Here is a 25393-nt window from a genome sequence, read left to right as displayed (position 1 = left end):
ATATGGAAGGACAATTTGTCCTTCCATTTTTATTTAAATCAAATATGAAAAAACTACTTTTATTCTCTTTTGTCACTTTGAGTTTCGGAACTGTTTTTGCCCAAAACACTTCATATTGGCAACAGCATGTAGATTACAAAATGGATGTTTCCATGGATGTAAAAACATACCAATACAAAGGAAAACAAGAATTGGTTTACACCAATAATTCTCCTGATACTTTGAGAAAAGTATATTATCACTTGTTTAATAATGCTTTTCAACCTGGAAGCGAAATGGATGCAAGAATCCAAAGCATCAAAGATCCAGATGGCAGAATGGTCACCAAAGTAAAAGTTGGTGATAAAGAAGTCAAAGAAAGCCGCATTAAAAATTTGAAACCAAATGAAATTGGTTACTTACGAATTTCTAATTTCAAACAAGACGGAGCAGTTGCTAATGCTAATGAGATTGGGACTATTCTTGAAGTAACTTTGGCTAAGCCAATATTACCCAATTCCAAAACTACATTCACATTAGATTTTGATGGTCAGGTTCCCATTCAAATTCGTCGTTCCGGAAGAAATAATGCCGAAGGCGTAGAATTATCAATGGCGCAATGGTATCCAAAACTTGCCGAATTTGATTTTGAAGGTTGGCATGCCGATCCGTATATCGCTAGAGAGTTTCATGGAGTTTGGGGAAATTTTGACGTAAATATTACTATTGATAAGGATTACGTTTTAGGTGGTACCGGTTATTTACAAAACAAAAACGAAATTGGTCACGGTTACCAAGATCAAGGTATTGTTGTGTCTGTTCCAAAGAAAACTAAAACGTTGACTTGGCATTTTAATGCACCAATGGTTCATGACTTTACTTGGGCAGCTGATAAAAATTATATTCATGATATTGCCAAAGGACCAAATGGGGTTGATATTCATTTCTTGTACAAAAACAATCCGAAATTTGTACAAAACTGGAAAGATTTACAGCCAAAAACGGTTCAGCTGATGGAAATTTACAATAAAACAGTTGGAGATTATCCGTACAAACAATACTCCGTAATTCAAGGTGGCGATGGTGGAATGGAATATGCCATGTGTACGTTGATTTTAGGGCAAGGAAGTTTTGAAGGATTATTAGGAGTAACCGCTCACGAAATGGCGCACTCTTGGTTCCAGCATGTATTGGCTTCCAATGAATCAAAACACGGATGGATGGATGAAGGTTTTACTTCTTTCCTGGAAGATTTAGGAATGAATGAAATTGCAGATAAAAAAGTAGAAAACCCATTTACGGGAGCGTATGCTGGATATTTTTCAATGGTAAATTCAGGAAAAGAATTACCACAAGGAACACATGCGGATCGTTTTGACGAAAATAGAGTGTACAGCATTACTTCGTATAGCAAAGGAGAACTTTTCCTGACACAATTGATGTATTTGATAGGGAAAGAAAATCTCATGAAAACTTTAAAAAAGTATTACAGCGATTTTAAATTCAAACATCCTACGCCAAATGATATCAAAAGATCTGCCGAGAGAATTACGGGAGCAAATCTGGATTGGTATTTGACGGATTGGACACAAACCACAAATACTATTGATTATGCAATCAATGATGTAAAAGAAAATGCAGATAAAACAACGGTTACTTTAGGAAGAATAGGCAGAATGCCAATGCCAATTGATTTATTAGTGGAGTACACAGATGGAACAATGGAAAGTTTTTACATTCCATTGCGTATGATGAGTTTTGAAAAAGAAAATCCGAATCCAGCTATAAAAAGAACAGTTTTGAATGATTGGGCTTGGGCGTACCCAACGTTTGAATTCAACATTGCTAAATCAAAAGCTTCCATCAAGAAAATAACTATTGATCCAAGCGGATTAATGGCTGACATCAAGAAGGAAAACAATACCTACGAATTAAAGTAATAGTTTAAAGCCCTGAAAAGGGCTTTTTTTATGCAGTTTAATGAAAATATTGGTGCCTGGGAATTACCTTCGGAATTTAAAATATTCTGATAAAGGATGTTTCTTGTTTTTCAACATTTCAGAAACAAGTTCCATTCCAATAACTGAAAATGTGATGCCGTTTCCGCCAAAGCCCAAAACAAAATAAGCGCTTTGAAAATTGGGATGTTTTCCAATGTAAGGTAGACCGTCTTTGGTCTCGCCAAAAGTACCCGCCCAAACAAAATCCATTCTGAAATCATAATCAGGTAGAATTTTCTTCAGATATTTAGTCAACTTACCGGACTTGTCGTTGAGTAAGGAATCTCTTTTTGCAGCATCTACAAAATCTTCATCCTCGCCACCAATAAGCAATCGATTATCATCCGTGGTTCGCATATACATGTAAGGCTCTGCCGTATTCCAAAAAAGAGTGTCGTTAAGATATGATTGGTCATCCTCAAAACGTTCTCCCACAATGGCGTAAGTAGAAAGTAATTTTACAAACTTGTCTTTAATGATTTCGGTACTTTCAAAACCGTTGCAGTAAATTATTTTTTTTGCAGTGATGGTAGTTCCATGTTCCGTTAGAACGGTGACACCATTTTGTTTGTAAGTAACTTTTTTGATGTCGGTTTTATCGAAAATCTGCAATCCTTTTTTATGATCGTACGCTAGAATATCGTGAGCTAACTGGAAAGCATCTATACTGCCGCCTTGTTCCGATAAGATTCCACCATGCGAATGCTTGATATGAAATTTTTTATCAATTTCATCGGCTTCGAGCCATTTTACAGGCATTCCAATCTTTTTTCGAGCTTCGAATTCTTTTTTTAGCCAACCAACATCTTTCTTTAAAGCGGCAAAATAAAGCGATTCTTTTTTCTTGAAACCACAATCTGATTTTACTTGTTGCACTATTTTCTTCAAATCATCAATTGATTTATAGCACGCCCAATAACTGTCAACTGCAGCTTTTTCTCCAATCAAATTAATTAGTTGGTGTAAAGGCACGTCAATCTCATATTGCAACATGGATGTCGTAGCCGATGTGCTTCCGTGACCTATTTCTCTGCGATCGATCAGCATGGTTTTGTAACCATCCGCCATACATTGATGAGCTATAAGACTGCCGGTTATTCCACCACCTACAATTAGAATTTCTGTATCCAGATTTTCTCTTACTGATGGATAGGAATTGATGATTCCGTTTTTTACCAACCAAAAAGGTTCACTTGATTTTAGTTTCATGGCGCTCAGGTTTTTATCAAATTTAGTTAAAAAAAATAATTTTTAAAAAAAATCGGGTTTCAAAAAACTAGATTTTCACCCTAATTTTTTAAAACCCGAATACTATATAAATAAAAGAATTATACTTTTTCGGCACTCAAATTTTTCAACATATCCACTGTCATCGTTTCCAAATCAAATTCATGTTTCCATCCCCAGTCCTTTCTTGCTTCGGCATCATCAATACTTGCTGGCCAACTGTCTGCTATTTTTTGACGGAAGTCAGGCTCATAAGTGATGGTAAATTCAGGAATGTGTTTCTTGATTTCGGCAGCAATCTCCGTTGGCGTAAAGCTCATTGCAGCTAGATTGTACGAAGAATGAATTTTTATTTTGTCAGCCGGCGCTTGCATAATTTGGATGGTCGCAGCAATGGCATCGTCCATATACATCATCGGCATTTTAGTTTCTGAGGATAAAAAACATTCGTATTTTTTGTCCGAAAGTGCTTTGTGAAAAATGTCTACTGCATAATCCGTAGTCCCGCCACCAGGAGGCGATGACCAACTGATTAAACCTGGATAACGGATGCTTCTTACATCTACACCAAAAATATTATGGTAGTATTCACACCATCTTTCTCCCGCTTGTTTGCTGATTCCGTACACCGTTGAAGGCTCCATAATCGTGTATTGCGGGGTATTTTCTTTCGGAGTTGTTGGTCCAAAAACCGCAATACTCGAAGGCCAGAATATTTTTTTTATTTTTCCGGCTTTCGCCAAATTCAAAACGTGAAACAACGAATTCATATTCAAGTCCCAAGCAAATGCAGGATTTTTTTCCGCCGTTGCTGATAACAATGCAGCCATCAAATACACTTCGTCGATTTGGTGTACTTCTACCAAATGTTCAATTTGATTAAAATCCAAAGCGTTCACGACTTCAAATGGACCAGAATTCACCACATCAATATTTAACTTTCTGATATCCGAAGCTATTACATTTTCGGTTCCATATATTTTTCGCAACTTTTGGGTAAGCTCTGTTCCTATTTGGCCACAAGCGCCAATAATCAATATTTTTGTACTCATTTTTGTCTGTTTTGAAAAACAAAGATAACGTTTTCGTAAATAACACAACTTTGATGAAAATGATTGTAAAAATCTTAAAACAGTACCTAAAAATATGTTGAATTTCTTAATTTATCATGTTTTTTAATATAAAAATCAGTGTGGCAATATTAGATTGTTATTCCAGTACTGGAATTCATTATTGTAAATTTACTTTGTAACTTTGCACCTAAATTAATGGAAATTTTTAAAGGGTCATAATTACTTCTTTTTTAAAAAATTACAACTGTATTTGAACTACTTTCATCCATTAAAAAATGATAAATTGACGCACATGAAATATAAAATAGCCGTTTTATTCTCTCTGGTTCTTGTTTTGTTCTCTTGTAAAGATGACGATCAAAAACGTATTGCGGAAAATAAAAAAGAGAAACAAAAAAAAGAAGTCATATTCGCAAACATACAGAAAGGTTGGGTTTTATATGATGAGCCAGTAACCGAAGCGGGTGAAAAAAGCATTGCATCTTGGAATGAATGGCGTATGTTTTTGGCTGAATTAGCGCAAAAACCTAAAAAAAGGATCGAAGCTTTTCAGCAAAAATCAAAAGCGCTTTCGAAAAAAGTGCTGGCTTTGAACGACAATATTCCTTATGAATACAACAAACCTCAAATAAAAAGCAGGATTTCCACGTTGATTACTAAAGTTAGATTGCTGGATTTATTCATTCATTTGGATAATATTCCTGATAAAAAAGTGACGTTGTTAGTTTCAGAAATCAACTTGGAATTAGTCTCGCTACAAAGACAAATGGACAAAATTGTGGAGAAAAGTAAAATTCCGCTTGAGGAAGGAGAATCTGATTTGTTGAAAATGATGGATACTTCTAGAGCCATTCCCAATACACCTATAATCGACCCAAATATTCCACGCGTTGAGTAAAAAAATCTTATACAACACCTACGATAATTCGCCAAAAACCCAGCAAATAGTTGCGCGGTTATTAGAAAATAATCAAGTAAAAATGCAGCTTTCGGGACTTTTGGGTTCTGCAGTTTCGTTTGTAATTCGTTCTGTATTTAAACAATCGGAGCTTCCTTTTTTAGTTATTTTAAACAATAAAGAAGAAGCGGCGTATTACTTGAACGATTTGGAACAGATGATTGGGGAGCAAGATGTGCTCTTTTATCCCGGTTCATTTCGTCGCCCGTACGAAATAGAAGATACGGACAACGCGAATGTTTTGCTTCGCGCCGAAGTGCTAAACCGAATCAATTCCCGCAAGAAACCGGCTATTATTGTTACCTATCCCGAAGCGCTTTTCGAGAAAGTAGTAACCCGAAAAGAATTGGACAAAAACACGTTGAAAGTTGCTGTTGGGGATAAGATTTCCATCGACTTTATCAATGAAGTTTTGTTCGAATACGAATTCAAAAGAGTCGATTTCATTACGGAACCCGGAGAATTTTCGGTTCGTGGAGGAATTGTCGATGTATTTTCATTTTCGAATGATAATCCGTACCGAATTGAGTTTTTTGGAGATGAAGTAGAGAGCATCCGTACGTTTGATGTTGCCACGCAATTGTCTATTGAAACGCAAAAAAAGATTACAATAATCCCAAATGTGGAAAACAAAGTTTTTCAGGAAAACCGAGAAAGTTTCTTGGATTATATTTCGGAGAAGACAGTAATTTTCATTCAAAATACCGAAGATTTTTTATTGCAATTGGATAAACAATTTGGCAAAGCCGAAGAAGCTTTCGCAAAATTGTCGCAGGAAATAAAACGTTCTACGCCAGAACAATTGTTTTTGAATCAAGCAGCATTTATAAAAAGAGCGTTGGATTTTTCGATTGTGGAATTGAGTTCAAAAGCTATTTTTAGAACCAACAAAAAATTCGAATTTCACATTCAGCCACAACCGTCTTTCAACAAACAATTTGATTTGTTATTGAATAATCTGAACGAAAATCATTTCAACGGTTACAAGAATTATTTATTTTGTTCGAACGAAGCTCAGGCGAAACGATTTCATGATATTTTTGAAACGTTAGACGAAGCGAATTCTGAAAATATCCGCAAGCAATACAACACCATTGTTTTGCCTTTGTACCAAGGATTTATTGATGAAGAAAATCAAATAACATGTTACACCGATCATCAAATTTTTGAACGCTACCATAAATTCAATATTAAAAACGGCTATTCGAAAAAGCAGAATATCACCTTAAAAGAACTGACGACACTTTCGGTTGGGGATTATGTGACGCACATTGATCACGGAATTGGACGTTTTGGAGGGTTGCAAAAAATACAAGTAGAAGGTAAAACACAAGAAGCCATCAAGCTCGTTTATGCCGATAATGATATTGTGTACGTGAGTATTCATTCGCTGCACAAAATTTCTAAATACAACGGAAAAGACGGAACGCCACCCAAAATTTACAAATTGGGTTCAAATGCTTGGAAGATTTTAAAACAAAAAACCAAGGCACGCGTCAAACATATTGCATTCAATTTGATTCAATTGTATGCCAAAAGAAGACTCGAAAAAGGATTCCAGTTTGCGCCCGACAGTTATTTGCAAAATGAACTGGAAAGCTCGTTCATTTATGAAGATACGCCGGACCAAACTAAATCAACGGCAGAGGTAAAAGCCGATATGGAAAGTGATCGCCCGATGGATCGCTTGGTTTGTGGAGATGTAGGTTTTGGAAAAACGGAAGTTGCCATTCGTGCAGCTTTCAAAGCTGTGGATAACAGCAAACAAGTTGCGATTTTAGTTCCAACAACTATTTTGGCCTACCAACATTATAGAACGTTTACAGAACGATTGAAAGATATGCCGGTTTCTGTTGGGTATTTAAACCGTTTTAGAACCGCCAAACAGAAAGCAGAAACCTTAAAATTATTAGCCGAAGGGAAACTTGATATTGTCATTGGAACCCATCAATTGGTCAACAAAAATGTTGTCTTTAAAGATCTTGGACTATTGATTGTGGATGAGGAGCAAAAATTTGGTGTCAACGTAAAAGACAAACTTAAAACGATTGCCGCGAATGTTGATACGCTAACTTTAACGGCAACGCCAATTCCGAGAACCTTGCAGTTTTCACTAATGGCAGCGCGTGATTTATCAGTGATTACAACGCCTCCGCCCAATCGTTATCCTATAGAAACGAATGTAGTTGGTTTTAGTGAAGAGGTTATTCGGGATGCGATTTCGTATGAAATTCAGCGTAACGGACAGGTTTTCTTCATTAATAACCGAATAGAAAATATCAAGGAAGTAGCCGGAATGATTCAGCGTTTGGTGCCAAATGCCAGAGTTGGAATTGGTCACGGCCAAATGGATGGCAAGAAACTCGAGGAATTAATGTTGGCTTTCATGAACGGAGAATTTGATGTTTTAGTAGCAACAACCATTATCGAAAGCGGATTAGACGTTCCTAATGCAAATACGATTTTTATCAACAATGCGAATAATTTTGGATTGTCTGATTTGCATCAAATGCGCGGTCGAGTAGGACGTAGCAACAAGAAAGCATTCTGTTATTTTATTTGTCCGCCATATTCTGTCATGACCGATGATGCCAGAAAGAGAATTCAAGCTTTGGAACAATTCAGCGACTTAGGAAGCGGATTCAATATTGCGATGAAGGATTTAGAGATTCGTGGTGCCGGAGATTTATTGGGTGGCGAGCAAAGTGGTTTCATCAACGAAATTGGTTTTGATACCTACCAAAAAATCATGAACGAAGCCATTGACGAATTGAAAGAAAACGAATTCAAGGATTTATATCCGGAGGAAAACAATTTGGAAACTAAAGAATATGTCAAAGACCTGCAAATCGATACTGATTTTGAGTTGTTGTTTTCGGATGAATATATCAATAATGTTTCTGAACGATTGAGTTTGTATAATGAATTAGGCGCAGTCAAAAACGAAGAAGAATTGATTGTTTTCCAAAATAAATTGATTGACCGTTTTGGACCAATGCCGCCACGAGCCAAAGCATTAATGAATAGTATTCGAATCAAATGGATTGCAACCCGAATTGGAATCGAAAAATTAGTGATGAAACAAGGCAAGATGATTGGTTATTTTATCTCGGATCAGCAATCCGATTATTACCAATCGAATCGTTTTCATAAGGTGTTACAGTTTGTACAAAAACATCCTAATTTATGCAAAATGAAAGAAAAGCAAACACCAGCTGGTTTGCGATTGCTCTTGACTTTTGACAATGTGAAGAATACTAGAACTGCTTTGGAATTGATGGAGCTATTGGGAGGAGAATAAGATATTGCCAAAGCTTCCAGCCTTCAAAAGGCTGGAAGCTTTCTTTTAAACTTACTCCATAATCAATGCTTCAATTTCATCCAAATTTGGATTACTAGAATGATAATATTTAAAATTTTCCAAATCATGAAAATATTCTATTACCTTTTCTCTTTGTAATTTTGTCTTCTTGTTTGAGATAACTGTTCCATAAGAAGTCCAAGGGTATTCTATGATGTGTTCTGCGAACTTATGATGAACCGGATTATTGTGGATATAAAAAACAAGTTTTTGAAAGTAAGTTTCTGAATTAACTACTTTTCGCCTAAAGTTTTTTTCAAATAAACTACCTGTCCTTTTATATCGTTTATTCATAGCTAAAGTATAAGCATTGAATAAATTTGAAAATTGTTTTGAAGCACTAACTATTTTTGGTTTATCAGTTGAAGAGTATTCTAACTTTGTACTATCAATTTCTTCAGTTTCTTTGATGTAAACCAAAATGTGAAAATGATTTTTCATCAAACACCAAGCATAAGTTTCTGCTACGGGGTCAATATATTTCTCGTATAATCTCAAAAAATGTTTATAGTTCTCAAGTTCATAAAACAGATCGATTCCATTATTGCCTCTATTATAAATATGATAGTATTTACCGTTTTCAAGAGGAATTGGATTCATAATGTTTTTTAGTTTAAAAGCTTCCAACCTTTTGAAGGCTGGAAGCTTTGTTGATTAGCGGAATTTTCTAATTCTTCAAATCCTTAATCACTTTAAAAGCAACATCAACTTGTTCTTCACTCACTAAGATAGTAAATTCATTAGAAGTCGAAATTACTTCATTGATGATGATTCCTTCCCAGGCCAAACGTTGAAAAATGAAATAGTAAATTCCAGGAACGACAATGTTTTCTTTGGGTAATTTTACCGTAATCGAAGCTAAGTTATCTAGTTTTTGAATCAGTTTTTCAGTAGCAAAATGCTTGTCTACTAAATGATTGATACTGTTGCTAACCACAATGTTGGTTTCGTTCACTCCTCTGGATGAAGTGTAAAAAATATCCGGTAGCGTATTGATATCTGTAATTAAATCGGCTTGTTTATTCAAAACGGTGTCGGATGCTGCAAAAGTATAATCCGTTAAAGCCGAACGAACCGTGATTTCTCCGATATTTTTGATGACTTTGTTAATCTTGTGATTTAACCTAAAATCCAGTTCTTCTGTTAGTCTTTTTAAAGCCATAACAACTGCACCTTGTTTTACTTCCTTGCCAAATTCACTTTCTAATTCGGTCATTATGTTTCGGGATAATGAGGTCAAATTAATGATGCCTAATGATAATGCATTTAGTAAAAAAGGCTTTGTTTTGATGTAGTTTTCTACAATGGAAGAAACAGTTTTCATGATGTAATTTTTTTTAGTTGGTTGTTATTATACGCGTAGTTAGTGTGTAAATATGACGCAAATATAAATAAAAAACAATTTGTTACAAATATAACATTCAAAAAATCAATTAAAAATGATAAAAAGCATCGATAAGGTGCTCAATTACAAAAGATTTCCCTTCTTTATGGATAGCTATTATGTCAAAACGGACTTCAATATCTAAATTTCTTTCGTTGACAAAAGCGTCCACGGCCTTTACAAGTAGCTGAATTTTTTTTGGTTTTACAAAATCCTGAGGCAAGCCAAATTCTAATGAGGATCGGGTTTTGACTTCAACTATGGCAAGTATATTTTCTTTTTGGGCGAGAATGTCTATTTCGGCTTTTTGGAATGTCCAGTTGGTTTCTAAAATGGTGTAACCGTCTTTTCGTAGAAATTCGACCGCCATTTCTTCTCCAAGTTTTCCGAGTTCGTTGTGTTCCGCCATTGAAAAATTTTGTTTTTAGTTTAAGGTTTTTAAACTGCTGCAATCTTAAATCGAATTGTCTTTATTCAAAAACCAACGTACTGCATTTTTCATTGACATACATAGTCACTTTGTTTCCTAAAATCAATGCTCTATTGTCTTGAATATGTCCGGCAGGAAAATTATACAAGACGGGAATATTGTATTTTTTGGTAATATCCTCTATAATCTCAATGGCATTTTTTCCCCATGGAATGTCATTGTCTTTCATTTTTGTCATCGAACCCACAACAATTCCTTTGATACTTTCCAAACAGCCATTTCGTTTCAAGTTCATCATCATGCGGTCAATATGATACAAATATTCGTCTAAATCTTCTATAAACAATATTTTATCAGTACAATCAATCGCGGATGGGGAACCGAACAAACTGTATAGAATCGATAAATTTCCGCCCACTAATTCTCCGGTAGCTTTTCCGGGTCTGTTCATCAGGAATGGATCTATTTCATAAGACAATTTTTCACCAAATAACGCAATTCGCAGTGTTTCTATCGCTTGAGGAGTTGCTCTAGGAGCGGTTATTGGCATGATTCCGTGAATGGATTTGTAACCCATTGTATTCAAATGATTGTGTAAAACAGTCACATCACTGAAACCAACAATCCATTTCGGATTTTTTTTGAACGCAGTAAAATCCAGTAAATCAATCATCCGTACGGTTCCGTATCCACCTTTTACACACCAGATTGCTTTGATGTTTGGATTGTCCAGTTGCTGCTGAAAATCGGCGGCACGTTGTTCGTCGGTTCCGGCTAATTGGTCATTATCTAAACCTATCGTACTTCCAATGACTACTTCTAAACCCCAACTTTTCAATAGAGCAATAGCGGGTTTCAAGTTGTCATCTGTATTTTTTCGGGCTGTTGCCAAAATTGCTACTGTATCTCCTTTTTGTAAATTAGGCGGTGTAATCATGTTATATTGCGCTTGGCTGTTGAAAGATTGTAAAACAAAAATAAACAATAGAAATTGATATATTATAGTAGGGCGTGGTATAAAAGTAAATCGGTTTATGTTCATGCTTTAATGCTTTTCTGAAAAAATTCTAGTGGTATGGTCTTTAAATGATAAAAACAAAGATAGACAATTAGAAAATAATTATAAATTCACCTCAAATCACTATTTTTACAATAAGCTGATTTTAAAAAAAAATCTAATTAACGACCGGAAATAAATAATACTTATGAGAATTACCCACTGGATTCCTGTTCTTTTTTTATTTTTTCCAATAATAAAATCTACTGCGCAACAGAAAAAATACGTCATTCATACCGTAACGTTTTACAACTTCGAAAACCTTTTTGACACCATAAACGATCCGGATACTTTTGATGAAGAATGGACGCCAACGGGTTTGCAGCGATGGACCTACGATAAATATGAAAAAAAATTACGGAATTTAGTCCGCGTTTTGTCTGAAATAGGTTCTGCGGAAAATACCGATTCACCTACATTTATTGGCGGGTGCGAAATAGAAAACCGAGGCGTATTGGAGGATTTAGTCAAACAACCCAAATTAATCGAGAAAGATTACGGAATCATCCATTTTGATTCGCCTGATAAAAGAGGAATCGATGTGGCGTTGTTGTATCAGAAAAAGAAATTTCAGCCCACAAGTTACAGCAATATTCCGTTGTACATTTATAAACAAAGCGGAAATACGAATGAAAGTTCCAAAGTAAGTTCTGAAGAAAAAACAGATGATGAATTGCAAATAAGCACCAAAAATTATCGGGTTTATACGCGAGATCAACTTTTGGTAACGGGATTTCTCGATGGTGAGGAAATCAATATAATCGTCAATCACTGGCCGTCACGCTCAGGCGGCGAGAAAAAATCTAGTCCATTTCGCGAGGCCGCCGGCGCATTAAACCGAAAAATAATAGACTCTTTACAACGGATAAATCCAAACGCAAAAGTGATTACGTTGGGTGATTTGAATGACGGACCGTATAATAAAAGCGTCAGAATTGGGCTTGGCGCCAAAGCAAAAAAGGCAGATGTGCTTCCGTTTGGAATTTACAATCCATTCGAAGAAATGGCCAAAAGGGGATTTGGAACCATCGCATTTCGGGATGCTTGGGATATTTTTGACCAAATAATGGTTTCCGAAACCTTGCTGCAAACGGATTATTCCAGCTTTCGATATTGGAAAGCAGGAATTTACAACAAGTCATTCTTGATACAAAATAGCGGACAATACAAAGGATATCCGTTGCGGCATTCCACCACCGAAATAGGATTCAGCGACCATTTTCCGGTCTATATTTATTTGATTAAGGAAAAAAAATAACGTTTTAATATTTCATAACTTTACAATTAAAATAAAAATCATGGCAATAGCAAAACCTTTCAACCTCAATAAATGGATTGACGAAAACCGTCATCTGCTCAAACCGCCCGTTGGTAACAAGAACTTATATACAGAATCCGGTGATTATATCGTTATGGTTGTTGCGGGTCCAAACGCTAGAAAAGACTATCATTACAACGAAACCGAAGAGTTATTTTACCAACTTGAAGGCTCCATAAAAGTGATTGTTCAGGAAGACGGCGAGCGCAAAGAAATGGAATTGCATCCCGGTGATATGTATCTTAATCCCGCAAAAATTCCGCATTCTCCAGTTCGTTCCGAAGGTTCTATTGGGCTTGTCATCGAACGAAAAAGAGCCGGACAAGGATTTACAGACGGCTTGCTTTGGTTTTGCGATACTTGTAATCATAAGCTTCACGAAGTCTATTTTGAACTGCATAATATCGAGAAAGATTTCTTGCCTCATTTCGAACATTTCTACAATTCGGAACGCTTGAGAACCTGCGAAAAATGCGGAACTGTAATGGAAACTGACCCTCGATTTGTTGCCAAAAAATAATTTTCAGGAGCTCATCCTGCTATACGCTGTATCTTTGTCTCTTAAAAAACGAGACCTATAAAGGATGCCGCTTCTATCAGGGCTAAAAAATGAAAATATAAGTAGTAACGTTTACTATTTAACCTTAAATCAATATATTTGTAAAAAAATATAACAATTTTTAATAAAAAAGTTACAATGATAACAATAGCAGATCAATTCGGAATGAAGGAAGCATTGGCGCAATTGGGTGTAAAAGCCATAAATGAAGGGACGTCAACCGGGATAAACCATTTTTCAAATGGGGAAACTCTTGAAAGTTATTCACCAGTTGACGGTCAGCTAATCGGTACTGTAAAAACAACTACGGCTGCTGATTATGAAAAAGTAATGCAAACCGCTACCGAAGCTTTTAAAACTTTCAAAGTGATGCCTGCGCCACAACGTGGTGAAATCGTGCGTCAGTTTGGCGAAAAGTTACGTAAAAATAAAGAAGCTTTAGGCAAGTTAGTTTCCTACGAAATGGGAAAATCATTGCAAGAAGGATATGGTGAAGTTCAGGAAATGATAGACATCTGTGATTTTGCAGTGGGATTGTCGCGTCAATTACACGGATTAACAATGCACTCCGAACGTCCAGGTCACAGAATGTATGAGCAATACCACCCAATGGGAGTTGTTGGAATCATTTCTGCCTTTAATTTTCCAGTTGCCGTTTGGGCTTGGAACACGGCTTTAGCCTGGATTTGTGGCGATGTTTGTGTTTGGAAACCATCTGAGAAAACACCACTTTGTGGAATTGCCTGTCAAAATATCATTGCCGAAGTAATCAAAGAAAATAACCTTCCAGAAGGAATTTCCTGTTTGATAAATGGAGATTACAAAGTGGGTGAAATGATGACTAACGACAAGCGTGTGCCATTGATTTCTGCAACGGGTTCTACTCGTATGGGGAAAATTGTTGCGCAAGCAGTTGCAGGTCGTCTTGGAAAATCATTATTGGAATTAGGTGGAAACAACGCCATCATTGTAACTCCGGATGCTGATATCAAAATGACGGTTATTGGTGCTGTTTTTGGTGCGGTAGGAACGGCAGGACAACGTTGTACATCAACACGTCGTTTAATTATTCACGAAAGTATTTATGATAAAGTTAAAGATGCAATTGTATCGGCTTACAAACAATTACGTATTGGAAATCCTTTGGATGAAAACAATCATGTAGGTCCTGTAATTGATAAGCATGCTGTGGAAATGTACAATAAAGCATTAGAAAAAGTTGTTACCGAAGGCGGGAAAATCCTCGTGGATGGTGGCGTGCTTTCTGGTGAAGGATTTGAAAGTGGTTGCTACGTAAAACCAGCAATTGCAGAAGCTGAAAATTCTTTCGAAATCGTGCAACACGAAACTTTTGCACCTGTTTTATATTTATTGAAATATTCAGGAACTGTGGAGAATGCTATCGCAATTCAAAACGGAGTGGCGCAAGGACTATCATCCGCTATTATGACTAATAATTTGCGTGAAGCAGAACTTTTCTTATCTGTAGTAGGTTCTGATTGTGGAATTGCAAATGTAAACATAGGAACTTCCGGTGCAGAAATTGGAGGTGCTTTTGGTGGTGAAAAAGAAACTGGTGGCGGAAGAGAATCAGGTTCTGATGCTTGGAAAGTATATATGAGAAGACAAACGAATACCATTAATTACACAACAAGTCTACCCTTGGCACAAGGGATTAAATTTGATTTGTAGGACTAAAATAAAATAAACTAAAAAAGGCAATTTGAATAGTTCAAATTGCCTTTTTTTATTTCAAATTGCTTCGAGAATTGTTGTGAAAAGTGTTTTACAAATTGAAAGAAGCACCAATATTAAACGTGAATTGGTTGTTCAATTTATCAAAACCTATTGGATTTGTTTTGTAACTGGCAATTGGAATTCCAGCTTCGGTGAATATACCAAAACCTTCTGTAAAGAAATAACGGAAACCTAAATGTGCACCAAAATTTCTTAAACCTAAATCCAATCCTGGGTAAATATCCATTTTTGGATCTAATTCAAAAACATTTCCCAAGTTTGCATTGAATCGTCCTTTAATATCTACTCTATCTCCAAAATCAGGTTTGTTTCCTAAATCATCATTAGAAACGGATAGCAAATAAGAAGTGACAAATCCGAATGACATGTTTTCTCCAACACCAAAATCAGAAGAAACACGAATTCCTGATCCTCCGTTTTGAAGGTTAGCTCCAACATCAAATTTAACGTCGCCTTTTCCTTTGAAAGCCTGCGCATTAATCAAACCAACAGTCAATAGCAATAGTAATGTAATAATCTTTTTCATATGAAGATAATATTTGTTTTTTAATGGAATATAGAATTCGCATAGCTTCATTGGTGTTTGCGACCAATTTTCGGTTATGCTCATTTCATACTCTTATTTTTTTTTAGTGGCGCAAAAGTAGTTCAATAAAATCTAATTTCTTCCCTTCTCATCAAAATACAATTGGTTCAAAGGTTCGCTTTGCCAAAATTCCTTACTGTCAACATCCATAATAGTTAATGGTCCTTTGAAAGCCGCTCCGGTATCTACGTTCCAAACATTTGCCTTTTGTACGGGCGTGGTTTCACCTATTCGGGTTACGGGCGTGTGACCAATGTAGATTTCTTCGTATAAAGTAAAACGTTTTGGATAAAACGGGTGGTCAATTTTCATTGTTGTGTCTAATGCCAATGCGGTTTCCCATAAGGTTCTATCCCAATAAAAAAGGCCGGGAAAATATTCGAAATCGACACCATTCATATTGGTAAAACCAGCATGAACATACAAACGACGCTGCTCGTCCAGATGAAAATTAGCCAATGATTTTAGGAATTCAATGTGTTTTTGCTTTGTTTCTGCGCTAACAGATTCGTAGGCCAAAACCGTCGCTTCCCCGCCATGTTTGTACCACAACAGATTGTCTTTGCTTTCATCAAGCCATTCCAGCAGTAAATCATCGTGGTTTCCGCGAATGCAAATACAATTTTGTTTGGTTTGTAAATCAATTATAAAATCAAGTACCTGAGGGGATTGGCTCCAGCCATCAACGTAATCTCCCAGAAAAATCAGGGTATCTTTTTTAGTAACTTTGGCTCTTTCCATAATTTGGTGTAGCGCTCGCAAACCACCATGGATATCGCCTATAACAAGTGTTCTCATGTACTGTTTTTCTTTTTATTAATGTAAAAATAGCAGAAAATGAATACTATTTTTCAAGTCATAAAATTAGGTAAAAGTGCGATGAACCAAGCTTTTTTAGTTTATTTTTTTAAAAAAATTAAAGAATTCGTGTTATAACGTGAAATTGAAATATCACTGTTTTAGGTGATTGTTTTATTTAATTTTTCGGATTAGTTTTACAAAAAAACTTAAACTTTTTTCAAATGAGTACACTTATTACGTTATCATTGCTGTTAGCTAAAATGATTTGTCAATTTCTAAAAGAATTGATGGCTTTTATTTAATAAAAAAGCTACTAAATTTGTTTCAAAATTACTTTTTAATCAGATGAATGCTTAAAATTTACTTACAAATACTGGTTTTTTTCCTTTTATTAAGTTGTGCGACTAATAAAAACGTAACTATTGAAAAAGTCAATAACCAAGAATTTGAAATCAAGTCAGATAGCGCTAATTGGCTGGATTCTTCCAGAAACAGATTAATTCCGGTAGCGTTTTGTTTACCAATTGTAAATGATAAAATTTCAAATCAACAATTGGTAATAATCAGTCATGGATATGGAGAAAATAAGCCTTTCGCAAATAAATCATATTCATACTTAACGGAAAAGTTAGCATCCAAAGGCTATTATGTAGTCAGTATTCAGCATGAATTACCAACGGATGATTTGTTGCCTTTGACGGGAATCCCCCAAATTGTGCGACGATCAAATTGGGAAAGAGGAGTAGAGAATATCCTGTTTGTTCTGAATGAATTGAAAAAAATAAAACCAGAATTGGATTTCAAGCATGTAAATCTAATTGGACATTCCAATGGAGGTGATATGACGGTTTTGTTTGCTCATAAATATCCAAAATTAGTTGATAAAATAATTTCGTTAGACAACCGTAGAATGGAATTGCCCAGAACTTCTACGCCTAAAATTTACTCGCTTCGCTCCAGTGACCAACCTGCAGATGAAGGAGTTTTGCCTACTGTTACAGATCAAGAAAAGTTTGGAATAAAAATTATTAAACTCCCAAACACCATTCATAATGACATGAATGACAGAGGAAATAAAAGACAAAAAAGAGAAATTAATGCTTATGTATTGGGCTTTCTTACCGAGTAAAATTTATAAAATAATTGTAGTTACTGCACATCATATTTCATCTTTCTCAAAATCCGCAACGCCTCTTTAAATGATAAATACACTTGGTTGAAAGGTTTTATCAGTGTTTTTGCATCAATGAGTTTTTGTTTGGCTTCTTCGAAACCGTTGAGGTAACAAATCATAAAAGTAGAAGGTAAATTCTCTAAATCTTTATGCTCTCTTTCGGATAACGAAAGCCCTTTTTGAAGTTTTTTCAGTAGAGCAATATTGGCATTGTAAATGTGAAATAACATTTTCTTGTTGAATTCCGGTGGTTGAAACAGCATTTCTCTTTCAATTTTATAATAGCCATTATCATGAAAATGAATCGTTTGTTTTTCTAAAGGATAATAGCTCGTTTTGTCATTCAAGCCCAAAGGAACATATTCAATAATGGTAAAAGTATCTTCGTCAAAAGTAATTTCGACCACATCCTGAGCCGAATAAAACAGCTTGATTTGTTCGTTTATCAATTCGATATCTACGCGTGATAAATACGTTTTCTCACGAGATTTTTTGGCAATTCCAGCCCAGCAAATCACAAATAATTCTTTGAATACTTTATACTTTGGCGCCATATCCTTGTGGCGAAAATTCATGAAATCAATAACGCCATCGAGTGTATATTCGATGCTGTTTCTTGAGTTATTTTCGATTCCAATTACGGTTTCCGTATTCTGGTAATTTTTTTCAATTTCGCCTTCAACCGGCATCGTGTTACTGCCTCGCCGTATAAAAATACTGTTGGCAGGAATCGTGTGAATTCCTTTTTTGAAATGGGAAGTTTTGCTTTTTGGCTTGACCGTTACCAGTCCGATCACTTTATCTTTTGGCAAATTTGGGAAAGGCACATTTTCGTACTGAATTTTCGGAGGATTCTCCAGATATGCATTCACTAAATTCTGAATCCTGCTGTCGTCAAAAAAATCATCGCCCACAATAAGATTGTCATGATCTTCCACACCCACTACAATGTAGGAATTGTTTGTAGGATTCGAATTTGACAGCGCGCAAATATGTTTGAGAAACTTGGCTTTTCCTTCCCGTGTATGCAAATTCAACTGACGCTTTTTATCATAAAAACTACTCTCATCATTGTGAGCCAGCAGATTTTTAATAAGAATACGTTTGTTGATCATATAATTAGATTTTTAGTTTTCTTAGATTGTTGGATTCTTAGATTCTCCTAATAATCTAAGAATCCAACAATCTAAAAAATCAAATTTAAATATCTCTTTTTAAAATAGTCGCCGAGGCTTGCGCTGTGGGTAACACCATCAAATCGGCAATATTTACATGGTATGGTCTGGAAACTACAAAGTGAATAATATCAGCGATATCTTCTGGATGTAAAGGTTCAAAACCTTTGTAAACATTAGCAGCTTTCTCCGTATCGCCTTTAAAACGTACTTCGCTGAATTCTGTTTCTACGGCACCAGGATGAATGGCACCCACGCGAATTCCGTAAGGATTTAAGTCCATTCTCATGGCTTGGCTCAAGGCGTCAACAGCATGTTTGGAGGCGCAATAGACGTTTCCGTTTGGATAAACTTCTTTTCCGGCAATGGAACCAATGTTGATAATGTGACCTGATTTTCGTTCGATCATTTGTGGGATAATTGCTTTCGAAACATACAAAAGACCTTTGACATTGATGTCAATCATGGCGTCCCAATCGTCTAAATCCCCGTTTTGAATGGGATCTAAACCATGTGCATTTCCGGCATTATTAATCAAAACATCAATTGTGGAAAAAGCTTCCGGGATGGAATTGATGCTTTCAAAAACCGCTTTTTTGTCGCGAACATCAAAGGACAAAGTATGCACTTCAGTAAAATCCGAAAGTTCTTTTTCCAGATCATTTAATCGGTCTTCACGGCGTCCGCAAAGAATAATTTTATAGTTGTTTTTAGCTAATATTTGTGCTGTTGCTTTACCAATTCCGCTGGTTGCTCCAGTCACTAAGGCTGTTTTAGTCATGATTTTTTTTCTGTTTTTGATTCTAAAGTTGCTGAACTGAACACTATTTTAGGCTACATCATTCCCCATGCTTTCGGTCCAAATGGCAAACCAATCTTCTTTGTCTAATTCTAATTCTACTGCTTTCATCAATGATTGAATTCGGGCCACATTTACCGTTCCTGCGATAGGAATTACTTGCGCCGGATGTTTTAAAATCCAGGAAAGTAAAATTGAATCCGACCCCAAATGGTATTTTGAAACCAAGGTCGCCAGTAATTTTTTCAATCGTCTGGTTTGTGGAATATCTTTTCTAAAAACAGATCCAAGCGGATTCCATGACATCGGTCGAATGTTGTTGGCTTGCATAAAATCAAAACTTCCGTCCACCATTGGCTCAAAATTTGTTGCCGAAAATTGCACCTGATTGTATAAAACTTCTGTTTTCTGACTAATTAATTCTGTTTGTGAAGACGTAAAATTAGAAAGTCCAAAATCGATAATTTTTCCGTCTGATTTTAGTTTTAGAACCGCCTCGGCAATTTCATCCGCCTGCATCAAGGGACTTGGTCTGTGGAGTAAAAGAACATCCAAATAATCCGTCTGTAAATTTTTTAAGGAATTCTCAACGGACCATATAATGTACTCTTTAGAATACTCGTAATGTTTAATTTTATTGTCTCGGTTTCCGGTTACCATTTGGATACCACACTTCGAAATCAATTGTAATTTTTCTCTCGGAATTTTGCTGGAAGCGAACGCTTTTCCAAAGTCAGTTTCGGTGGTGTAATCTCCGTATATATCGGCATGGTCAAAGGTGCTGATTTTGTTTTCTAAACACACATTAATCATGTTTTCCATTTCTTTGGTATTGAGATTTTTATCCCAAATTCCCCAATTCATTACTCCCGCTACAATGGGTGATAATTTTGTTTTGCTCATGGTTTTTATTTTTTATTGAAATGCGTAAATCTTGTAATTCAAAGTATATTTTTCAAAGTTCTTAAAAATATAAAAATTGTATCACAATTAGTCCTTAAAATTAGGGGTTTTATTGAAGTTTTAACCATTTATTAACATCTTACTTCTAAAAAAAAATTCAATTTGCACCTTCAAAACGAAGGCATTAAATTCAAGGTTTTAAAAATAATAAAATGGAAGAAAATACGGCGACTTTAGACATCAGAGCAATCAATGAAAAAATCGAAAGAGAGAGTGCATTTATAGACCTTCTCACAATGGAAATGAACAAGGTTATTGTGGGTCAAAAGCACATGGTGGAGCGTTTGTTAATTGGACTTTTGGGTCAAGGACATATTTTATTGGAAGGTGTTCCGGGATTAGCAAAAACTTTAGCGATAAACACCCTTTCGCAAGCCGTTCAGGGATCTTTCAGCAGAATTCAATTTACACCGGATTTATTGCCAGCTGATGTTGTGGGAACAATGATTTACAACATTAAGGCTAATGAATTCTCCATAAAAAAAGGACCGATCTTCGCTAATTTCGTCCTTGCCGATGAGATTAACCGTGCTCCTGCTAAAGTGCAATCGGCATTACTGGAAGCGATGCAGGAAAAGCAAGTGACTATTGGAGATACTACTTTCAAATTAGACAGACCATTTTTGGTTTTGGCTACTCAAAATCCAATTGAACAAGAAGGAACGTATCAATTACCTGAAGCTCAGGTCGATCGTTTCATGTTGAAAACGGTTATTGATTATCCAAAAATGGAAGATGAACGTTTAGTGATTCGTCAAAACCTAAAAGGGAGTTACGAAAAAGTAAATGCTGTAGTTTCAGTGGAACAAATTTTACGCGCTCAGGAAGCAGTTCGTGAGGTTTACATGGATGAAAAAATAGAAAAATACATACTTGATATCATTTTTGCCACACGTTATCCAGAGAAATATAAATTAGCTGATTTGAGACCATTAATCAGTTTTGGAGCGTCACCACGTGGAAGTATCAATTTGGCGACTGCCGCAAAATGTTACGCTTTTATCAAACGTCGTGGTTATGTTATTCCAGAAGATGTTCGCGCGGTAGTGCATGATGTATTGCGTCACAGAATTGGAGTTACTTATGAAGCGGAAGCCGAAAATATTACTTCAGTGGACATCATCAACAAAATCGTAAACGAAGTAGAAGTACCTTAAAGTTTGTTTAAGGTTTAAGCTTTCAAGTAGTTGGATTACGAACTTGGAACGTTAAACTTTTAAACTTTAAACAAATTAAAAATGGATACAAAAGACCTCTTAAAAAAAGTCCGAAAAATAGAAATCAAAACCCGAAGATTGAGCGATCACATCTTTTCGGGAGAGTATCATACTTCTTTCAAAGGGCGTGGAATGAAGTTCAGTGAAGTGCGTCAATATCAGTACGGAGATGATATCCGTGCGATTGATTGGAATGTGACCGCACGTTACAACGAAGCGCACGTAAAAGTTTTTGAGGAAGAACGCGAATTGACCATGATGTTAATGGTTGATATTTCGGGTTCAGAAAGTTTTGGTTCGAAAAATCAATTCAAGAAAGACATTGTTACGGAGATTGCTGCAACGATGGCTTTTTCAGCAACTCAAAACAATGATAAAATAGGTTTGATTTTGTTTTCCGATGAAATCGAATTGTATATTCCGCCAAAAAAAGGAAGATCACACGTACTTCGAATCATTCGGGAATTGATAGAATTTCAGCCTAAAAGCCGTAAAACAGATATTGCTCAAGCCTTAAAATTTTTATCGGGAACTCAAAAAAAGAAAGCGATTGTGTTTGTGATTTCTGATTTCATGTCGGAAGATTATGAGCAAACATTAAAAATTGCTGCAAAAAAACACGATATAACTGGGATTCGCGTGTACGATATTCGAGAAGAAAAAATGCCGGATTTAGGTATGGTTTCTATGCTTGATGCTGAAACCGGAGCTGTCGAATTGATAAATACCGGTTCTAAAGCAGTGCGAATGAATTATGAAAAACAGTACCGCGACAAAGTCAATTATTTTAAAGAAACATTCAGTAAATCAGGTTCCGGTGTTGTAAACACTAGAGTTGACGAAAGTTATGTGACGAAATTATTAAGTTATTTCAAATCGAGATAAGGGTTCAATAATAAAAGATGAAAAAACAATTATACCTACTACTATTGCTGCTTTCGACTGCGGTTTTTGCACAACAAAAGCAAGTAGTCACAAGTATTGACACTACTAAAAATAAAATTGGTGCGGAATTTAAACTGTCCATAAAAACTACTGTTGATACTTCGTCTAAAGTGATTTTTCCCAAATTGAAAAACTTTGGAGCTTTAGAGGTGATTCAGTCGTATCCTATTGACACTGTCAAAATGGACGGCCGTTATGAATTAATCAAAAAATACGGTTTAACCCAATTTGATTCTGGTAGATACGTGGTTCCAAGTATCAGGATTTTTATCAACAGCAAACCGTTTTTGACGGATTCACTTTTGGTTGAAGTGGCAAATGTTCAAGTGGATACTTTGAAACAAAAAATGTTCGACATTAAGGACATTGCTCTAGCAGATAACCCGATTGGTGATTGGTGGAAATACCTGTTGATTATTGCTTTGATTGTAGGTATTGGAGCTTTTATTTATTGGTTTATTAAAAAACGCCAAGAAAAGAAACTACACGAAGAAATTTATAAAACTCCAATCGAGAAAGCGACTACTTTGCTGGATACTTTAGAGAAAAAGGAACTTTGGCAAAAAGGAGAAGTCAAAGCCTATTATAGTGAATTGACTGATATCGCAAGAAATTATATCGAAGAAGCAATTGAAATTCCGGCTATGGAAAGTACGACTTCGGAATTGATTCAAGGTCTTAGAGCAGCTTCTGTAAAAAAGAAAATGACGCTTTCGCAGGAAATAATTGAAAATTTGGAGCGTGTTTTGAAACAAGCCGATTTAGTAAAATTTGCTAAGTCAAAACCATTGGATTTTGAAATCACTGAAGACCGAAATAAGATTCAAAAAGCAATTCTTACATTAGACAATTCAATTCCTGTGGAAATTCCGGTAGAGGAAGACATGTTGTTGAATGAAGCGCAAAGACAAAAACAAATCCAAATTCAATTGCGCAAACAAAGGAACAAACGCATCGTAACTGCGGTGGCTTCGGTTGTTTTTTTATTGGCAGCGACCACTACTTTTTTCATTGTTACCAAAGGGTTTGATTATGTAAAAGACAATATTATTGGTCATCCCACAAAAGAATTATTGGAAGGTGAATGGGTAAAAAGTGAGTACGGAAATCCTGGAATTATCATAGAAACACCAAAAGTGCTTAAGAGAGTAGATTTGACAAAAACACTCCCTAAAAACGGAATGGCTTTGATCAAAGAAATGCAGTCTTTTGCTTATGGAAGTCTTTTAGACCGTTTTTATGTGATGGTTTCTACACTAAAATTCAAAGCAGAAACGCAAATTGATTTGGCAAAATCTATGGACGGTGCATTGCAATCACTGGAAGCGCAAGGAGCTCAAAACATGATTGTAAAACAAGAAGATTTTGAAACTAATGAAGGAGTCAAAGGATTGAAAGCCTACGGAACGTTCTCCCAAATTGATAGTGACAATAAGACTACTGCAAAAATGTATTATGAAGCAATATTGTTTAGCCAGGAAGGCGGATTGCAACAGATTTTAATTTTTCATGAAGAAGGAGATACGTATGGCAACGAAATATCGGAACGCGTTTTGAATGCTGTCGAATTAAAACAAGCAAGTAAATAATGGACAAAATAACATTTTTAAACCCAGAATTTTTTTGGTTGTTTCTGCTGATTCCAGTTGTAATTGTCTGGTTCATGCGAAAAAAGAACCATCAATCAGCCACGTTAAAAATAAGCTCGTTAGAAGGATTTAAAGGTTCTAACTCGTATTTGACAAAGCTAAAGCCGATGTTGAATGTACTTAGAATTTTGGCTTTATGCTCTTTGATTGTAGCTATGGCAAGACCAAGAACAGTCGATGTAAGTAATAAAACAAAAACTACTAAAGGAATTGATATTGTTATGGCAATTGACGTTTCAGGAAGTATGCTAGCCAAAGATTTGAAACCAAATAGAATGGAAGCCCTGAAACGAGTAGCCGCTGATTTTGTTGAAGAACGACCAAATGACAGGATAGGACTTGTGGTTTATGCCTCTGAAGCGTACACAAAAACACCGGTAACCAGCGATAAAGCCGTAATTCTGGATGCTATCAACAGCATTAAATACGACAATGTTTTACAAGACGGAACCGGAATAGGAATGGGATTAGCGACTGCTGTGAATAGATTGAAAGACAGTCAGGCAAAAAGCAAGGTGATTATTCTTTTGACTGATGGTGTGAATAATGCTGGATTTATCGAGCCGGAAACGGCATCTGATATTGCTAAACAATACGGAATCAAAGTGTATACCGTTGGAATTGGAACTAATGGAATGGCCATGTTTCCTTATGCTATCGCGCCAAATGGGAAGTTTTTGTTCCAAATGATGAAAGTGGAAATTGACGAGCAGTTGATGAAAAATATTGCCAGAAAAACAGACGGTAAATATTTCAGAGCTACAAGCAACAGCAAATTAGCCGAGATTTATGCTTCAATCAATAAACTGGAAACCACTGAAATCGAAGAATTAAAATTCTATGATTATGATGAAAAATTCAGACCTTTTATATGGTTCGCCGGTTTTTTATTATTGGTAGAAGTAGGATTAAGGAATACGGTTTTTAAAAGCTTTATATAATGACAGTCGCAAACTGAAAACTGTAACTGAAAACTGCGA

22 protein-coding genes are annotated in these 25393 nt (G+C 35.8%); 11 read left to right on the top strand and 11 right to left on the bottom strand.

The window, feature by feature from the left end; translation table 11 throughout:
* Positions 1-44: 44 nt before the first annotated feature.
* Entirely contained in the window at positions 45-1919 is a 1875-nt protein-coding gene (locus G7A72_RS08715) for a M1 family metallopeptidase (RefSeq protein WP_165152190.1), read from the top strand.
* A gap of 63 nt (positions 1920-1982) precedes the next feature.
* On the opposite strand, the gene G7A72_RS08710 is transcribed toward G7A72_RS08715, so the two are convergent.
* The gene (locus G7A72_RS08710) at positions 1983-3188 is read right to left on the bottom strand and encodes an FAD-binding oxidoreductase (RefSeq protein WP_165152189.1); all 1206 of its coding nucleotides are present in this window, start codon (positions 3186-3188) and stop codon (positions 1983-1985) included.
* A 119-nt stretch (positions 3189-3307) separates the two neighbouring features.
* On the bottom strand, positions 3308-4258 hold the full coding sequence (locus G7A72_RS08705) for an L-threonine 3-dehydrogenase (protein ID WP_165152188.1): 951 nt from the start codon (positions 4256-4258) through the stop codon (positions 3308-3310).
* Between the two features lie 313 nt (positions 4259-4571).
* Here G7A72_RS08705 and G7A72_RS08700 point away from each other — a divergent pair, with 313 nt between their 5' ends.
* Entirely contained in the window at positions 4572-5177 is a 606-nt protein-coding gene (locus tag G7A72_RS08700; RefSeq protein WP_165152187.1) for a hypothetical protein, read from the top strand.
* Entirely contained in the window at positions 5170-8538 is a 3369-nt protein-coding gene (gene mfd, locus G7A72_RS08695; RefSeq protein ID WP_165152186.1) for a transcription-repair coupling factor, read from the top strand. The genes G7A72_RS08700 and mfd overlap by 8 nt, the downstream gene beginning before the upstream one ends.
* Before the next feature lie 51 nt (positions 8539-8589).
* On the opposite strand, the gene G7A72_RS08690 is transcribed toward mfd, so the two are convergent.
* The 4 genes from G7A72_RS08690 to G7A72_RS08675 all read right to left on the bottom strand — a co-directional run bounded on the left by G7A72_RS08690 (position 8590) and on the right by G7A72_RS08675 (position 11454).
* Entirely contained in the window at positions 8590-9198 is a 609-nt protein-coding gene (locus G7A72_RS08690) for a transposase (protein WP_165152185.1), read from the bottom strand.
* 67 nt (positions 9199-9265) lie between these two features.
* The gene (locus G7A72_RS08685; protein WP_073354429.1) at positions 9266-9922 is read right to left on the bottom strand and encodes an aspartate kinase; all 657 of its coding nucleotides are present in this window, start codon (positions 9920-9922) and stop codon (positions 9266-9268) included.
* A gap of 109 nt (positions 9923-10031) precedes the next feature.
* Positions 10032-10391 carry a YraN family protein gene (locus G7A72_RS08680; RefSeq protein ID WP_165152184.1) on the bottom strand — a complete coding sequence of 120 codons (360 nt, stop codon included), beginning with the start codon at positions 10389-10391 and terminating at the stop codon, positions 10032-10034.
* Between the two features lie 61 nt (positions 10392-10452).
* Positions 10453-11454, bottom strand: coding sequence for an LD-carboxypeptidase (locus tag G7A72_RS08675; protein ID WP_165152183.1), 1002 nt, complete (start codon positions 11452-11454; stop codon positions 10453-10455).
* 163 nt (positions 11455-11617) lie between these two features.
* On the opposite strand from G7A72_RS08675, the gene G7A72_RS08670 reads away from it, so the two are divergent.
* From G7A72_RS08670 to G7A72_RS08660, 3 genes are all read left to right on the top strand, one after another.
* Positions 11618-12727 carry an endonuclease/exonuclease/phosphatase family protein gene (locus G7A72_RS08670; protein ID WP_165152182.1) on the top strand — a complete coding sequence of 370 codons (1110 nt, stop codon included), beginning with the start codon at positions 11618-11620 and terminating at the stop codon, positions 12725-12727.
* Between the two features lie 40 nt (positions 12728-12767).
* On the top strand, positions 12768-13307 hold the full coding sequence (locus tag G7A72_RS08665) for a 3-hydroxyanthranilate 3,4-dioxygenase (protein WP_113664816.1): 540 nt from the start codon (positions 12768-12770) through the stop codon (positions 13305-13307).
* Between the two features lie 177 nt (positions 13308-13484).
* Complete coding sequence (locus G7A72_RS08660) at positions 13485-15038, top strand: aldehyde dehydrogenase family protein (protein WP_165152181.1); 1554 nt, start codon at positions 13485-13487, stop codon at positions 15036-15038.
* Positions 15039-15132: 94 nt separating this feature from the next.
* On the opposite strand, the gene G7A72_RS08655 is transcribed toward G7A72_RS08660, so the two are convergent.
* Together G7A72_RS08655 and G7A72_RS08650 are read right to left on the bottom strand one after the other, a co-directional pair.
* Positions 15133-15630: a DUF6646 family protein gene (locus G7A72_RS08655; RefSeq protein ID WP_113665456.1), complete on the bottom strand. Its 498-nt coding sequence runs from the start codon at positions 15628-15630 to the stop codon at positions 15133-15135.
* Positions 15631-15762: 132 nt separating this feature from the next.
* Entirely contained in the window at positions 15763-16488 is a 726-nt protein-coding gene (locus tag G7A72_RS08650) for a metallophosphoesterase family protein (RefSeq protein ID WP_113664818.1), read from the bottom strand.
* 352 nt (positions 16489-16840) lie between these two features.
* On the opposite strand from G7A72_RS08650, the gene G7A72_RS08645 reads away from it, so the two are divergent.
* Entirely contained in the window at positions 16841-17620 is a 780-nt protein-coding gene (locus tag G7A72_RS08645; protein WP_165152180.1) for an alpha/beta fold hydrolase, read from the top strand.
* 20 nt (positions 17621-17640) lie between these two features.
* Here the strand turns inward: G7A72_RS08645 and G7A72_RS08640 are convergent, their stop codons facing one another.
* From G7A72_RS08640 to G7A72_RS08630, 3 genes are all read right to left on the bottom strand, one after another.
* The gene (locus G7A72_RS08640) at positions 17641-18780 is read right to left on the bottom strand and encodes an ATP-binding protein (protein ID WP_165152179.1); all 1140 of its coding nucleotides are present in this window, start codon (positions 18778-18780) and stop codon (positions 17641-17643) included.
* 85 nt (positions 18781-18865) lie between these two features.
* Positions 18866-19621 (bottom strand): SDR family NAD(P)-dependent oxidoreductase, encoded by a 756-nt coding sequence (locus G7A72_RS08635; RefSeq protein ID WP_165152178.1) that lies wholly within the window; start codon positions 19619-19621, stop codon positions 18866-18868.
* A 48-nt stretch (positions 19622-19669) separates the two neighbouring features.
* Positions 19670-20542: an aldo/keto reductase family oxidoreductase gene (locus tag G7A72_RS08630; protein WP_165152177.1), complete on the bottom strand. Its 873-nt coding sequence runs from the start codon at positions 20540-20542 to the stop codon at positions 19670-19672.
* Positions 20543-20754: 212 nt separating this feature from the next.
* On the opposite strand from G7A72_RS08630, the gene G7A72_RS08625 reads away from it, so the two are divergent.
* The 4 genes from G7A72_RS08625 to G7A72_RS08610 all read left to right on the top strand — a co-directional run bounded on the left by G7A72_RS08625 (position 20755) and on the right by G7A72_RS08610 (position 25354).
* Complete coding sequence (locus G7A72_RS08625; RefSeq protein ID WP_165152176.1) at positions 20755-21759, top strand: MoxR family ATPase; 1005 nt, start codon at positions 20755-20757, stop codon at positions 21757-21759.
* 81 nt (positions 21760-21840) lie between these two features.
* On the top strand, positions 21841-22704 hold the full coding sequence (locus G7A72_RS08620) for a DUF58 domain-containing protein (RefSeq protein WP_165152175.1): 864 nt from the start codon (positions 21841-21843) through the stop codon (positions 22702-22704).
* Positions 22705-22721: 17 nt separating this feature from the next.
* Positions 22722-24353, top strand: coding sequence for a hypothetical protein (locus G7A72_RS08615; protein ID WP_165152174.1), 1632 nt, complete (start codon positions 22722-22724; stop codon positions 24351-24353).
* Positions 24353-25354 carry a VWA domain-containing protein gene (locus tag G7A72_RS08610; protein WP_165152173.1) on the top strand — a complete coding sequence of 334 codons (1002 nt, stop codon included), beginning with the start codon at positions 24353-24355 and terminating at the stop codon, positions 25352-25354. Before G7A72_RS08615 ends, G7A72_RS08610 begins: the two co-directional genes overlap by 1 nt.
* The last annotated feature ends 39 nt before the right edge of the window (positions 25355-25393 follow it).

It is taken from the genome of Flavobacterium sp. Sr18 (genome assembly GCF_011064265.1).
Classification (GTDB): Bacteria; Bacteroidota; Bacteroidia; order Flavobacteriales; family Flavobacteriaceae; genus Flavobacterium; species Flavobacterium petrolei.
Note: the sequence above shows the minus strand (reverse complement) of the source record. Positions and strands in the feature narration are given on the sequence as shown.